Here is a 13,118-nt window from a genome sequence, read left to right on the forward strand (position 1 = left end):
CTTACCAGAATCTATACCAGCAAGCAGCCGGGCATCCATTAACATGGTGGTGTCCCGGCTGTTTATTTCTATGCAGTAGGATGTACGATGAACAAAGATTTTTAATTCCGTTGCTTTAGGTATTCCTCAAGTTGAATAGATATGTACATCAACACTCCCACAAGTGCCCCAATCATCACGCCATCCAAGAACAAGCCGATAGCTCCCCCAACTAAAGCAAACGTCATTACCTTTGTACCCATCATAGTAGTATCTCCTTTTTTACTAGAGTTGAAGTTTTTATTATATCAATATTTACAACAATTTTTATATACAAAAAAATCAGCTTTTCATCGGATGAGGTGGGCTTTCTTTTACAGTGTTCATGTCATATTCTACGCTACATCTATTTTCTCTTTGGCAGAACTCAAAATTTTTATTTTTATCATGATTAAGAGGAAAGCAAGCAATGCAAATGCTATTTTCGCTCCAAATAAGCTGATGTAATCCCAGTTGAGAGATTAACCAGCCACCAATAGAAGTTCCCAACGTAATTCCAAGATTGGAGAATGAGACAAATAAACTGTTGCCGAATTCAGGGGATTCTTTTGCCTCAGTCATGAGCCATGTTTGGCTGACGATTAGCCCACCGGAATGTATGATTCCCCAAATGAATACGATAGCCACCATTGAAATGAAAGAAGAACCAAAATAATAAGCAAGTAAGTAAATTACTATATACAGAAGAGGAAACAATACTACTGTCTTCATCATGTTTTTTTGCAAGGAAGACCCGAACATTGCCCCAAATCATAATGAGGCCAAACACCATCAACATGAAACTAATCCATGAGCCGTTCATGTGTGTTACCTGTCCCAGATATTCGGCAAAATAGCTATACACTGTAAACATAGCTGGGGAGAACCCCTACAATAGCCATTTCAGTGGTAATGATACCAAATACACCTAAAGCTAGCATCATGATAAGAAGCGGGTTAAGCTGTTTCATGTAAATATATCTCCATTCTTATTCATATAGGTAATGTTGCATACGAAAAACTATATATCTATATATGTATATGTTTAAAACAAAAAAAGAAAAAGCCTCCTTTCCTTTTATAGTTCTTGTTGGACATACTCGGCAAATTCCCGAATGGTTTTTTCGTTTCTTCGATAATACGTCCATTTCCCGATTCGTTCTGATTCCAACAACCCAGCTTTTTGCATGGTTAACAAGTAACTAGAAATGACTGATTGGGCTAAACCTGATTTTGTTTGGATATCGCCCACACATACACCAATTTGAAAGCTCAGCCCTTGTTGTAAATAAGGTCTTTCGTCAAAGAATTCCCCTGGATTTTTTAACCATAGTAAGATTTGTCGACGAGTATCGTTAGTCAGTGCTTTATAAATCAATGAAGGTTCCATAGAGATTATTATATCTATTTTTATAGATTTGTAATTATAAGAGGTGTGCATTGTAATTTTTTTAAGATAGACGAGTGGAAAAAGCCGCCCTGAATCGGAGCGACTTTTTGGTATTGCTATCTATTTAAACTGGCTGGTAAGCCTCTTCTCTAGGTAGCTGACACCTTGGTACATCAAAGCGGCGACGAGTGCAATGACGAAGAGAGATACCATGACCAGGGAAAAATTAAAGACCTGAAAGCCATAAATAATGAGATAACCCAGACCTTTTTGAGCAACTAGAAATTCTCCCACAACAACACCTATCCAAGAAAGTCCGACATTTACCTTTAAGGATGAAATAATTGTAGGCATTGTGGCAGGAAATATCACCTTGGCAAACATCTGACTTTTGTTTGCACCAAAGGTCTGCATGACTTTCAGATAGTTAGGGTTAACCTCACGGAAGCTGGAATAGATCGTTATGGCGGTAATAATAATCGAAACAGAGAGTGTTGTGGCAATTATGGAGATGACTCCGGGACCTAAACCTACAATGAACAGAGGACCCAATGCTACTTTAGGCATGCTATTTGCGATAATCAAATAGGGCTCTAACACGCGTGATAAAAATGGGGACCACCAAATCATTATAGCCAGTAAGGTACCAAGGAGAGTTCCGAGTAAGAAGCCAATGATCGTTTCAAGTACGGTTACGCTGGTATGCATCAGCAAGCTCATATCCGCCAGCTTTTCGATGAACAAACTCCAGACTCGGCTAGGTGAGCTAAACAACAGGACATCAATCCATTTGAAGAAAGCAGCTAATTCCCATGTGCCTAAAAAAACAAATAAGACGAGAAGCTGGGTGAGAAAAACCAACCATTTGGTACGTGTGACGCCCTGTTTATACTGCTGATGAATGCGGTCAATGTTAATTGGTTCCATCAGAACTTCCCTCCATCTCTCTCCACACGTGGTTATACAGATCGGAGAAGCCAATCAATTGTCGAGCCTGAAACGGCAGCGCCTGACGGATTAACTCTGGTATCTTCATTTCTGAACGAATGCGTCCCGGATTTCGATCTAATATGTAGATTCGGTCTCCCATAGCTACAGCTTCTTGTAAATCATGGGTGACTAAAATAGCAGTTTTTTTGTGTCGACGCAAGGTTTCGATAATAAGGTCTTCCAGCTTAAGCTTCGTCTGATGATCCAGAGCAGAGAAGGGTTCATCGAGAAGCAGGATTTCCGGTTGACAGGCAAGAGTTCGGACCAAGGCTACACGTTGTTTCATTCCGCCAGATAACTGCTGTGGTGAAGCTTTTCGAAAATGAATCAGCTCCATTTCTTCCAGTAAATGCAATGCGTATTCTTCATTTGCTTTGGTGCGGATTCCCTGCACCTCTAATCCGAGAAACACATTCTCTTCTATGGAGCGCCAATTAAATAAATAATCCTGCTGAAGCATATAGCCAACCTTACGAGTCGTTCCTGTTAGCTGACTTTTGTCTACGTATATTTGACCCGCTGTAGGTTTTTCGAGTCCTGCTATGAGGGAAAGCAAGGTGGTTTTTCCACAACCGCTAGGGCCTACTAAACAGACGAACTCACCTTCCTCCACGTGTAAGGAAATGTTGTTTACTGCCATAAATGCGTTGCGTGGTGTTACGTATAGATGGGTGACATCCTTTAACTCAATTTTTGCCTGAGGAGAAGGGGGCATAGGCTATTTACCTCCTAACGCCTGTTTGGCAAATGTTTCATTCACTAGTTTTTCATAGGGTATTGATTGTTTCAGCTCTCCAGCAGTCTTCATAATTTCTATCAATAACTCCCAGTCGGCTTTTTTTAATAAGGGAGAAGCTGAATAGGAACCCTGGTCCTGATAACGCTGAATAGAACGAGTGAGAATATCTGCTTTTACATCGGAAAAATAGGGAGTAATCACGTTTGCCACTTCCTTAGCAGAATGAGAGTTTACCCATTGTTGCCCTTTATATATGGCATTAGTGAATTTCTGAATATTCTTTTCGTTTTTTTGGATATAGCTTTGCTTCGTCATATAGCTGGTATAAGGAACAGTACCACTTTCCTTACCAAAGGACGCTACTACATGACCGATGCCTTCTTGTTCGAATTGAGATGCTGTTGGTTCAAAGAGTTGTACAAAATCTCCAGTACCTGAAGCGAAGGCGGAAGGGATATTTTTAAATTCAATGTTTTGAAGAACGGTAGCGTCTGTTTGGGGATCGATTTTATTTTTTTTTAGGACAAACTCGCCGACCATCTGAGGCATTCCACCCTTTCGTTGACCGAGGAATACCTTGCCTTTTACCTGATCCCAAGAAAAGTGATTTGATTTGGACCGGGCGACTAAGAATGTGCCGTCAGTTTGGGTAAGCTGAGGGAAATTACACATATAACAGGGTTAATGCATAGAATATTCAATGCGAATTTTCTTGTTTCGTCCGCGCTCTCGGTAAATAATAACTTTTTCGAATAAACTATGAAGCAACTCTTTTTTGCGAAATACGTCTGCTAAATGATACTGTTCACGGATATTGGTCATTTTTTTAATCTTGTGATATTTCTCTTCTGGGGTTTCCTCTTCCGCATCATAATCATTGATAAGTTCTTGCAGTTCATTTTCCTTATTGTTCAAAGCATTGATCTTTTCAAAAAGCGTTTCCTTTGGAATAGGATTGCTGTCGTCCATGAACACATCGTACCACTTTTCCTTTTGTGTTTGGATTTTTGCTATCTCACCCCTGATTTTATCTAAATCTACTTGCACTTCTCTTTGATTATTGACTTTTTCCAGGAAATACTCTTTGGATGTAATCAGTCTTTCAATCTCGCCGAGGAGAGGGTCTAGTATTCTCTGATCGTGGGTAACGCGGTTACAACCGAGACAACGATAATACGTCTTTTGATCACGATGATCGTAGAACCCTTGCATATTGTGTTCTTCACAGTCCCCGCAACGTAGTATCCCTGTCAAGGGGAACTTTCCTTTCCTTGGCGATTGACCGGACTTTCCCTCCATTGTCTTTTTTACCTTGGCGAACAATTGTTTTGAGATGATGGGGGGATGGTTATCCAGCACAATTTTATTACCCCATCGGTATACGCCTATGTACATGTCGTTCAACAGAATATCCCGAACGGAAATATGGTTCCAACGTTTGGCGATACGTGGACTCACATCCATTTCATTTAGTTGTTTAGCAATCGAGCGATACCCAAAACCTTCCGCGTACCATTGGTATATCTTTTCTACTACCCTTGCTTCCTGCTCAATGATTGTACATGTAAAATCTTTATCGAAGTGATAACCGAATGGGGAGTGCCCTCCAGGTTTCTTACCCTGATCAATCATCTGTTCAATGCCGAATTTCACACGCTCTGCTAAGTTCTCCCTTTCCCACTGTGCCAGAGCCGCAACAAGTGTGATGAATAGTCGCCCCATAGCTGTTGAGGTGTCATATACTTCAGTCGCTGATCTGAAAGCGACATCATGTTTTTCAAATATCTGCAGCAGTAAGTAAAGGTCGAGAACCGATCGAGTAAGTCGGTCCAAGCGATACACTAGTACCATATCAAGGGTTCCCTTTTTGATATCCTTTAGCAGACGTTGCATTTGCGGCCTTTGAATATCTTTTGCCGACCATCCTTCTTCTACATACTCCTCTATGATTTCCCAGCCTTGGCTTTGGCAAAATGCTCGGAGTCTTTCGCGTTGAGCTGGGATGGAGAAGCCTTCTTTTGCTTGTTCATCTGTTGAAACACGTACATAAATTGCCACTCTGGTGATTGTTACTTTTTTCATAAAACTCACTTTCACTCCATTTTATATACTCATCCATTTCAAGTTGGGTTACCGTTACGTGTTACGGAGACAAATCTCATCTGAGGTTTCACCGCATTGAATCTTGTCTTCCTGAATGAGCAATTTTACTTCGAATACATTTGCCTGTCGTTCAAATTTATCTGGATTGAAGAGTTGGTTTTGCTTGAGAAAATAGCAGCCTAACCGTTAGGAAGACGATCATGAGCAAGTTCATGTGCATACACGAAACACTGCCGATCATTTTCTTACATGAGTGTTGTCCTCAACGAATCGTTGCATACATCTTCTACAAGGGGGATGGTGCTTATGAAAGATGGAAGAACGAACCCGGAAATTTGGGCAATCGGTAGACGGGAACCATCAAAAGAGGCTCTTGACCGATTCATTGAGATTTACCTTGATATCCTTACAGAGAACGAGCGTAAAGGAAAAGAACTGACCATGAAAGCTGAGAAGGATTCAGAATCAAGCGACTCCTAAAGAGTCGTAGAAAAGGACAGTGATCTACACATTCCGTATTGAAGAGCTTCGCAAAGAACGAGAGCTGATCATAAAACAGTTTGATAATGAGAAAGAGCATAGTGTTTTGGAAGATGTTTAAAGTATATATTCGGTGAAATAAAGGAGGATGGATAAATACTTTAAAGAAGGTCGTTGAGTTTCGGTAAAGTATAAACCTGCACGTAAACAGCTATTCATAGGGATTCTTATATTTACTCATGAGAAGCAAACGAAAGACTAAGTTTATTTTGAATCAAGTGAAATTCAGGAATTGTTGCTTCCTTTAAAAATGTCGTCAAATAAAACAAACATCCTAAATCTAGATGTTAATGATAACCGAACGAACAGAGGACAAGCTTCTATACTAGACATATATAATGTTCCGAAATGTTATACATTAATTTCTCGACAAAAGTGGAGGAAGTAACTTCAGTCTTTAAGGAATAGGCCATTCGATCAATCGGGTGTTTATGTCAAAAAAGAATATAATTATAATAACTATATTGAAAATGCAGAATTAACAAGGTATTATATATCCATAATCTTTTTATGTAATTTTTTTACAATAAAGGTTTATTATTGAAGTTAGGAGGATGGTAAAAATGAAAGTTGGACGCAAGTTTTTAATTTCATTAATGGGATTGTCTCTTATGTTATCAACAGGAGCGACTGGAGCATTAGCGAGTGAAAATGTAACCAACACCCCGAACCAATTTCCACCAAGTATTCATAAGTCTGAAAAAAGTGTTCTTCCAGTAGACGTTGCCCGTGAGAATTTTGTTAAAGACACACTTTACCATGCTTTTTACCAAGTGGGTCAAGGAAAAAAGAATGTGGTGGTTTATAATTTAAATCAAAGATATTCTCATAATCTACAAGGCATTCAAACATTTTATACAGTACGTTATGGCAACATTCTTTATGGAGTGTGGGTTTTCACGGATGGTGAATTCTGGAATAATGGAGATGGCGGATGGATTAACGGGGGATATCAAGGCAGTTTTGATAGGTATGCAGGATATGTACGATTCCATAGAATGAGTTGAAATCCCGTTTTGCAAAGAAGCATCACTATACATGATCCTCTTTTTGGATCATGTATTTTTTATTGCAATGAAAAAAATCTCCTAATAAAAATATGTTTGCTTAATGTTTGCATCATGCTGCAATAACTTTGTTTGAACTGTAGTTTCTGTAATATAAATAGGGGTTTTTATTTAACTAATTTAGCGAAAATGGGTATTTTAACCGGTTGAGCTACTGTAAGCAACAACTATCATTTCTGCACAAGTAATCCTAGTTTCTGCTGCATGATGTGTGCAATAAGTACACAAAAGAAATAAATATATAGGTCATTTTGATAGATATTTTTTCTATTAAACAAGGAGGATGAAACAATGCCTAGCAAACCATGAAAGACCTGTTTACATTCCAGACTCCAACACTAACAAGAGAAGCATAGGATTATTCACTGGTGCTACAGTAGTTGACCATATCGTTTTACACAAGGGAGATAGGACATTGTTTTGGGATCAGAACAACTGGCAGCCATTATGTGAGCAGTGTCATAACCGGAAGACTGCTAGAGAAGATAGAGGCGCATGGAGATGATACTTTAAAAGGTTCAACCACCGACAAAGGATAGACGGTGGTTGAATAGTGGTAAAGATTAGGGGTAACACAAGCTCATTGACTCTGGTGCTGCGGCTACAGCATTTCCGTAATTTATCAAATGCAAAAAAATAAAAAATGACTGGACTGATTAATTGATTCATATGGATCATTTTCATTTTAATTTTCAAACATGAAAACATTATACGTTCGCAGAACCGCAGAAAATGGGTAAGATGGGCTTTTATAACTAGAAGGATAGAAGCGCTTGGAGATTATGATCTATTTGGCACGTTAATTCTAAGCATGTCTGTTAGCAATATCCACATCTAAAACAGCAGTTTACTAAAGGTATTCCCTGTCTTCGGCATTCTCGCATACAAGGGTCATCAAGAAAAGAACGATAGGAATAAGGATATGGATAAGGATATGGCTGTGGACTGTAAGGCACTGGTTGGCTCATGTCGTACGGCGTTGAAGGGACATATGGCATAGATTCTGTACATATTGTATACCAAGGGTTTGTTTTAAACTGTCTACATGCAGGTTCGCATTCTTCAGCTGTACCTGGATTTTCTCCAGATGTGCAATCTCGCATACATTGCTCATAGGTATAAGGGAAATTATTACAAACCAATACAATCACTCCTTAATTTAATCTATTTTCCTGATAGTGTATTTAGCTGTCTACATTCTAGACAATTGTCCATATACAATTGGGTGAATGCCTACCACTGGCTCGCTTTTTATATGCCCGAAAAATATCTTCTAGCTGACTTCAAAGAATAAACTGAAACAAGGCTATTAATTATTCCCCCTGCTGGGTTTAGTAAAGTTCCCGTGCAGCTTATTCATACCGACCAACTAGACGTCTAATCTTCTGACAGATAACAATGTGCTCATCTAGTTGTTGGTTCAGTTGTATTACGGTTAGGTGTGAAAATGAATCTTTTTAGAAAAAAACTGTTCTAGTTCTTTGCGGAGGTTTTCTGAGAGATTCTGTAAAACGTTTTCTTGCTTACAATTTTCTGTTTTCATATCCTCTAAGTTCCTTAAAAACTACTCGTCCTTCCCAATAAGCACAATCTAAACACAAATCCAATAGAAGGATGAGGATCATTTCCCTATTGTAAAGTTAACTTCAGATGGGCAAAATTAATGATCGGATCTTGCCCGCCCTGTTGATCTACATAAATGCTGGTCTCAGAGCCCACCAATGCGACATCAATGCCATTAGATAGCAGGGAGGTCATTGTTTTGTCGCCACCCCAAGTAGTTATTACTTCAACCTCCAACCCTTCTTCTTTGAAAAATCCCTTTTCTAAAGCAACGTATTGTGGAGCGTAGAAAAGGGAGCGAGTAACCTCTCCTACTCGGAGCTTATTGGTATTGTTACTGGAGCAGCCGGTCAAAAAGCTGAAAAGCCCTAGGCAAAGAATAATGCCTAGGATAAGGAATTGCTTCATCAAAAAACCTCCTAGGCGTTTCGTTTTACTCTAACCTATGCTAGGTTGCAGTGAATGGTGCAAGAGTAAAAAATAGTAACGGGTATGTATCACTATGCCATTTGGAACTGTAATGTTAGAAGGTTAGATGAATTTTTGTTTCAAATATGATAAGATTGGTAAAATATGCACGTGGATTTTACATAAAGGATGGAGGTGGGTAGGGCATGCAGATTGTTTTTCTTGGAACTAGCTCAGGAGCCCCTACCACTAAGCGGAATGTATCGGGTATCGGACTTCGTCTCATGGATCGAGGAGCGTGGTGGCTCATTGACTGTGGGGAAGGTACGCAACACCAAATCATGCGTTCTGTGCTGAATATTTCGCAGTTGGAAAAGATATTTATTACGCATTTGCATGGCGATCATTTATACGGATTAATTGGTATGCTTGCCAGCCGTTCTCTGCGCGGGGCTGAAACAGGCGGAATTACGCTATATGGTCCAAAAGGCATTGATGAGTATGTACAAGCCATCATGCGTATTAGCCCCGTTCATTTACAGTATCCCCTGATCATTAAAGTGGTAGAGGAAGGAATTATTTACGAGGATGATACCATTGTCGTGGAAGCGGCGAAGGTGAAGCATCGCGTTCCGGCCTTTGCCTATTCGATGACGGAGAAGCCACGTCCTGGTGCGTTTAAGATTGAATTAGCAAAAGAAGCGGGTATTCCTAAAGGGCCCATGTATGCTCGGCTTAAAGCAGGAGAGACTATTCAATTAGAGGATGGCAGGGTATTTCATGGCAAAGATTTTGTTAACCCGCCTCAGCCAGGCCTTAAGGTTGCATTTAGTGGAGATACTGTACCTTGTCAGAATATGGTGCGTTTAGCACAAGGAGCAGATATGCTCGTTCACGAATCTACCTATGTTCATCAGCACCTAGAATTAGCTGAACGAAGTGGGCATTCCACAGCAAAACAAGCGGCAGAAATCGCTGTTGCAGCAGAAGTAAAAGGCTTATTGCTTACCCATTTGAGCCCACGTTATGATATTGAAGACGGACCGGTTACTCTTAATGACATGCTACAGGAAGCGCAAGAGGTTTTTCCGAATACCCAGATCGCTCAGGATCTGTGTGTCTATGAGGTAAAAAGAACGCGTTTTCTCTAACTTACATGCTTGATAAGAATCAGTTAAACCCTTGTGGCCTAAAACATACTGCTGCAAGGGTTGTTTCATTTGGGAAGAAGCACTGATGGAAATAGGTCTATATTTATAATTGGTAATGATTATCATTTAAGGTATAATTATCTTGATTGAATCCTTTCAATTTATGCTGTAAAAGGAGGGAATAAAGATGAAGCTGCCTTTAGATTTCACGGTGCAAACAAAAGCGCAGTTGCGAGAAGTAGTCGGCTCACCGTCTGAGGCTTTACTGGAAAAAGTATTACCTAGCTTAGAGGAACAAAGCCGCTACTTTATTCAGCATTCGTCCATTGTATGCGCCACAACTAAGCAAAGGAATGATTTCCTGCATGGGGCTATGTTTGGCGGGGAAAAGGGCTTTGTCCGTTTTATTGCTGAGAATAGTTTGCTTATCCCCATAAAAGAAGCTGGAGATTATATGCGCATTATTGAAAATATCAATGCGAATCCATTTATCGGGCTGCTATTTTTTATTCAGGGAGTAAGTGAAACCCTACGCGTTAATGGCAAAGCAAGCATTATCAAAGAGAAAGCACTTCTAACTGCTCATTTTCCAGCAGATCAGCAGCTCGTAGCAGCAATCCGGGTAGATGTCGAGGAATGCTTTTTACATTGTGCCAAAGCCTTCATTCGTTCCAAGCTGTGGGACTCTACAACCTATCTAGCTAGCTATCATGCAGAGATGTCTTCAGCAAGTGACCTCTTCTGCCAGCACACTGTTCTAAGCGAACAGATGAAATCCTTTATTACACACGCTTCTTTCATTTGTGTTGGTTCCAGTCAAATGAAAGGAGGAGCTGATATATCACCCAAGGGTGATCCGGCGGGCTTTGTACAAATACTGGATGAACATACCATTTTGATTCCCGATCGTCCTGGCAACAAAATTTGCGATAATTTTGAGAATATACTTGTTAATCCATATGTATGTGTTCTCTTTTTTGTTCCAGGTGTAGATCATATCCTCCATGTTCAAGGCAAAGCCTCTATTGTAAAAGAAGCCAAAATATTAGAACCGCTCTCAATAGCAGGAAAACGCCCGGCGTTAGGCATATGGATTGAACTTCAAGAAGTGACCTTAGCATACTCTCATGCAATGGTGGATGCGGGATTATGGAATCCAGCTAATCAAATAGATCGAAAAACGTTCCCAACGATGGGAGAAATGGTGATGAAACAACTAGCTCATTCTAAATATATAAAAGGGATGAGTGCCAAGGTCTTTGATGAGATGGTCAGTCAAGAGTACAAGCAGCATTTATATTAAGCGGGAATGAAGCGGATAGGGGCTACTGATTTGACTTCTACACTAGGTCAGCAGTAAACGAAGATTTTTAGATGGATGAGGTGCTACTGCCTCGGCATTCTCAGCTTCCAACATCCGAAAGGCCATTGCAGGTGGGCATCTGCTACTGATATGACAAGGTCTAAAGACAGAAGATAGAGTTATCGTTGCTGGCGGACAGGTAGGTGTTCGCCTTTTCTATTTTGGGACATATAATGCTTCGACGTTAAAAGGAAAATTTTTAACTCGAAGAAAAATACATGAAATGTACTAACACGAGGTAGAGCACGATCTATCCTAAACATTACAGAACGGATGTTACTGCTTTGAAGAAATACTGATGGTGCCATAGTTCCTGATAGCTTTGTAATCATATCGGCATAACGAGCATTCTGTAATTTTAGGATAGATACGTACTTTAATAAGGCAGAGGTAACATGGAGTTAACTTACATACTTCTCCCTTATACGTCACTTTTTTAGTAGTTTTATGAGTAACCTTTTTATAAGGACAGAGTAATCCAATATAACCATTTTTACTAGCTTTTCAGGACTAGCTACCTTTATTAATAATGGATAGGTACCCCAGTAATTGTCTTCTATTTTGCCTGATGCTGAATTTCCTGAGAAGTAGCATTGGCAATGGCTTCTTTCAGTAGACACTCACTTGATGCTGTGAAAAAGCAGCGAGCAGGGTCATAAAGATAAGTAGATTTCGATATGTTCTCATTCCAGCATCTCTTTTTTGTAAAATAATATTTCTCTCTCGCGGATATACAATACCCTTACTTTTTGTAAATGTTAGGTGAAACAGTTTAGGGAAAGAGCACGTTAGTTTATCGATGCATCGCAAATTTCGACGTTTTGCCGATACGCTTCGGCTTGAAATTAACCAAAACAATGCTTCCGGTAATCAATAAAAGTCCAACAATCAGTTTATATTTCACCTGTTCATGTAAGAAAAGTACGCTGAACATGACGGAGATGAGCGGAATGAGAAAGGTAAAAGCTCCCACCTTACTGGCTTCGATTGTTGCGAGCAGTTGAAAATAAACAAGCCAGCCCAATGCAATGACGAAAATCGAAATAAAAAGAGTAACAGTGATAAACGAGGCATTCCAAGCAATATCAGACCAGCTCTCAATGGCTGAACCTGAACCCAGCATGACGATGCCGCCAATTGTAATTTGCAGTGCCGTCATCCAAACAGAGTCGACCTGAGCTGCTGTTTTTTTCGTATAAACCGTACCGCAGGCCCAGCTAATGGCAGAGGCGATGGCGAATATAATTCCCCACGCTGACATGTTGCCAGTAAACCCGTCGGTGGTTAACGAGGCAACGCCGAAAAATCCGAGCAAGAGACCGAGGATTTTTAATCCGTACATTGATTCTCCAAGCCAAATCCAGGAAAAAATTCCGAGCAGCACAGGCTGAAGGAATACGATTGCCGAGAACAATCCGGCAGGCATGTACTGTAAGCCAATGGTTTGAAAGCCATAGTAGAGTATAATGTTCAAAGCTGAGGAAATGAGATAGATATGCCACGTTCCTTTTAAATGAAGCTGTTTTCGTTTCCATACAGCAAAGGAAATTAAGAGAAGACCGCCGATAAATGTCCTCAAGCCAGCGAACAGCAGTGGCGGGGTATAGGTTAATGCGTATTTGGAAAGCGGCCAATTAACGCCCCACATAAGAACCAAAAATGCGAGATACAGACCCGCCTTTATACGAGATTGTTGAAGCATGTATATGTCACTCCTTGTCTTGGTGTCATTGTACATGATAAAATGATTTCTTATATAAATAAAATGAATGTTTTTTATGGGGGG

The 13,118-nt window shown here is 40.1% G+C and carries 10 protein-coding genes and 4 pseudogenes; 5 read left to right on the forward strand and 9 right to left on the reverse strand.

What is annotated here, in order from left to right; genetic code table 11:
• Positions 1-101: 101 nt before the first annotated feature.
• The 7 genes and pseudogenes from QZ995_RS07575 to QZ995_RS07605 all read right to left on the reverse strand — a co-directional run bounded on the left by QZ995_RS07575 (position 102) and on the right by QZ995_RS07605 (position 5,219).
• Positions 102-245 (reverse strand): hypothetical protein, encoded by a 144-nt coding sequence (locus tag QZ995_RS07575; RefSeq protein ID WP_301805088.1) that lies wholly within the window; start codon positions 243-245, stop codon positions 102-104.
• A 129-nt stretch (positions 246-374) separates the two neighbouring features.
• Positions 375-895, reverse strand: a pseudogene (locus tag QZ995_RS07580) (MFS transporter); the annotation flags it as partial.
• 201 nt (positions 896-1,096) lie between these two features.
• Positions 1,097-1,408 carry an ArsR/SmtB family transcription factor gene (locus QZ995_RS07585; RefSeq protein WP_301805091.1) on the reverse strand — a complete coding sequence of 104 codons (312 nt, stop codon included), beginning with the start codon at positions 1,406-1,408 and terminating at the stop codon, positions 1,097-1,099.
• Between the two features lie 120 nt (positions 1,409-1,528).
• The gene (locus QZ995_RS07590; protein WP_301805094.1) at positions 1,529-2,335 is read right to left on the reverse strand and encodes an ABC transporter permease; all 807 of its coding nucleotides are present in this window, start codon (positions 2,333-2,335) and stop codon (positions 1,529-1,531) included.
• The gene (locus tag QZ995_RS07595) at positions 2,322-3,113 is read right to left on the reverse strand and encodes an ABC transporter ATP-binding protein (RefSeq protein ID WP_301805096.1); all 792 of its coding nucleotides are present in this window, start codon (positions 3,111-3,113) and stop codon (positions 2,322-2,324) included. Before QZ995_RS07595 ends, QZ995_RS07590 begins: the two co-directional genes overlap by 14 nt.
• Before the next feature lie 3 nt (positions 3,114-3,116).
• A pseudogene (locus QZ995_RS07600) lies at positions 3,117-3,803 on the reverse strand (ABC transporter substrate-binding protein); the annotation flags it as partial.
• Positions 3,804-3,818: 15 nt separating this feature from the next.
• Complete coding sequence (locus QZ995_RS07605) at positions 3,819-5,219, reverse strand: recombinase family protein (RefSeq protein ID WP_301805098.1); 1,401 nt, start codon at positions 5,217-5,219, stop codon at positions 3,819-3,821.
• Positions 5,220-5,546: 327 nt separating this feature from the next.
• On the opposite strand from QZ995_RS07605, the gene QZ995_RS07610 reads away from it, so the two are divergent.
• The 3 genes and pseudogenes from QZ995_RS07610 to QZ995_RS07620 all read left to right on the forward strand — a co-directional run.
• A complete protein-coding gene (locus QZ995_RS07610; RefSeq protein WP_301805100.1) occupies positions 5,547-5,720 on the forward strand; it encodes a hypothetical protein in 174 nt (57 codons plus the stop codon).
• Between the two features lie 623 nt (positions 5,721-6,343).
• On the forward strand, positions 6,344-6,787 hold the full coding sequence (locus QZ995_RS07615; RefSeq protein WP_301805103.1) for a hypothetical protein: 444 nt from the start codon (positions 6,344-6,346) through the stop codon (positions 6,785-6,787).
• A 430-nt stretch (positions 6,788-7,217) separates the two neighbouring features.
• A pseudogene (locus tag QZ995_RS07620) lies at positions 7,218-7,352 on the forward strand (HNH endonuclease); the annotation flags it as partial.
• Between the two features lie 1,133 nt (positions 7,353-8,485).
• Here the strand turns inward: QZ995_RS07620 and QZ995_RS07625 are convergent.
• Positions 8,486-8,818: pseudogene (locus QZ995_RS07625) on the reverse strand (ABC transporter substrate-binding protein); the annotation flags it as partial.
• 206 nt (positions 8,819-9,024) lie between these two features.
• Between QZ995_RS07625 and rnz the strand changes: the two are divergent.
• Both rnz and QZ995_RS07635 read left to right on the forward strand, forming a co-directional pair.
• Entirely contained in the window at positions 9,025-9,969 is a 945-nt protein-coding gene (rnz, locus tag QZ995_RS07630; protein WP_301805106.1) for a ribonuclease Z, read from the forward strand.
• Between the two features lie 187 nt (positions 9,970-10,156).
• Positions 10,157-11,272: an MSMEG_1061 family FMN-dependent PPOX-type flavoprotein gene (locus QZ995_RS07635; RefSeq protein WP_301805109.1), complete on the forward strand. Its 1,116-nt coding sequence runs from the start codon at positions 10,157-10,159 to the stop codon at positions 11,270-11,272.
• Positions 11,273-12,125: 853 nt separating this feature from the next.
• Here the strand turns inward: QZ995_RS07635 and QZ995_RS07640 are convergent.
• Positions 12,126-13,034 carry a DMT family transporter gene (locus tag QZ995_RS07640; protein WP_301805110.1) on the reverse strand — a complete coding sequence of 303 codons (909 nt, stop codon included), beginning with the start codon at positions 13,032-13,034 and terminating at the stop codon, positions 12,126-12,128.
• Between the last annotated feature and the right edge of the window lie 84 nt (positions 13,035-13,118).

This window comes from Brevibacillus laterosporus (assembly GCF_030489605.1).
Classification (GTDB): domain Bacteria; phylum Bacillota; class Bacilli; order Brevibacillales; family Brevibacillaceae; genus Brevibacillus_B; species Brevibacillus_B laterosporus_E.

What these genes read in the sequence shown, in the direction of transcription:
- QZ995_RS07575 (WP_301805088.1), bottom strand. Translation starts at nt 245, where the DNA reads ATGATGGGTACAAAGGTAATGACGTTTGCTTTAGTTGGGGGAGCTATC.
- QZ995_RS07585 (WP_301805091.1), bottom strand. Translation starts at nt 1,408, where the DNA reads ATGGAACCTTCATTGATTTATAAAGCACTGACTAACGATACTCGTCGA.
- QZ995_RS07590 (WP_301805094.1), bottom strand. Translation starts at nt 2,335, where the DNA reads ATGGAACCAATTAACATTGACCGCATTCATCAGCAGTATAAACAGGGC.
- QZ995_RS07595 (WP_301805096.1), bottom strand. Translation starts at nt 3,113, where the DNA reads ATGCCCCCTTCTCCTCAGGCAAAAATTGAGTTAAAGGATGTCACCCAT.
- QZ995_RS07605 (WP_301805098.1), bottom strand. Translation starts at nt 5,219, where the DNA reads ATGAAAAAAGTAACAATCACCAGAGTGGCAATTTATGTACGTGTTTCA.
- QZ995_RS07610 (WP_301805100.1), top strand. Translation starts at nt 5,547, where the DNA reads ATGAAAGATGGAAGAACGAACCCGGAAATTTGGGCAATCGGTAGACGG.
- QZ995_RS07615 (WP_301805103.1), top strand. Translation starts at nt 6,344, where the DNA reads ATGAAAGTTGGACGCAAGTTTTTAATTTCATTAATGGGATTGTCTCTT.
- rnz (WP_301805106.1), top strand. Translation starts at nt 9,025, where the DNA reads ATGCAGATTGTTTTTCTTGGAACTAGCTCAGGAGCCCCTACCACTAAG.
- QZ995_RS07635 (WP_301805109.1), top strand. Translation starts at nt 10,157, where the DNA reads ATGAAGCTGCCTTTAGATTTCACGGTGCAAACAAAAGCGCAGTTGCGA.
- QZ995_RS07640 (WP_301805110.1), bottom strand. Translation starts at nt 13,034, where the DNA reads ATGCTTCAACAATCTCGTATAAAGGCGGGTCTGTATCTCGCATTTTTG.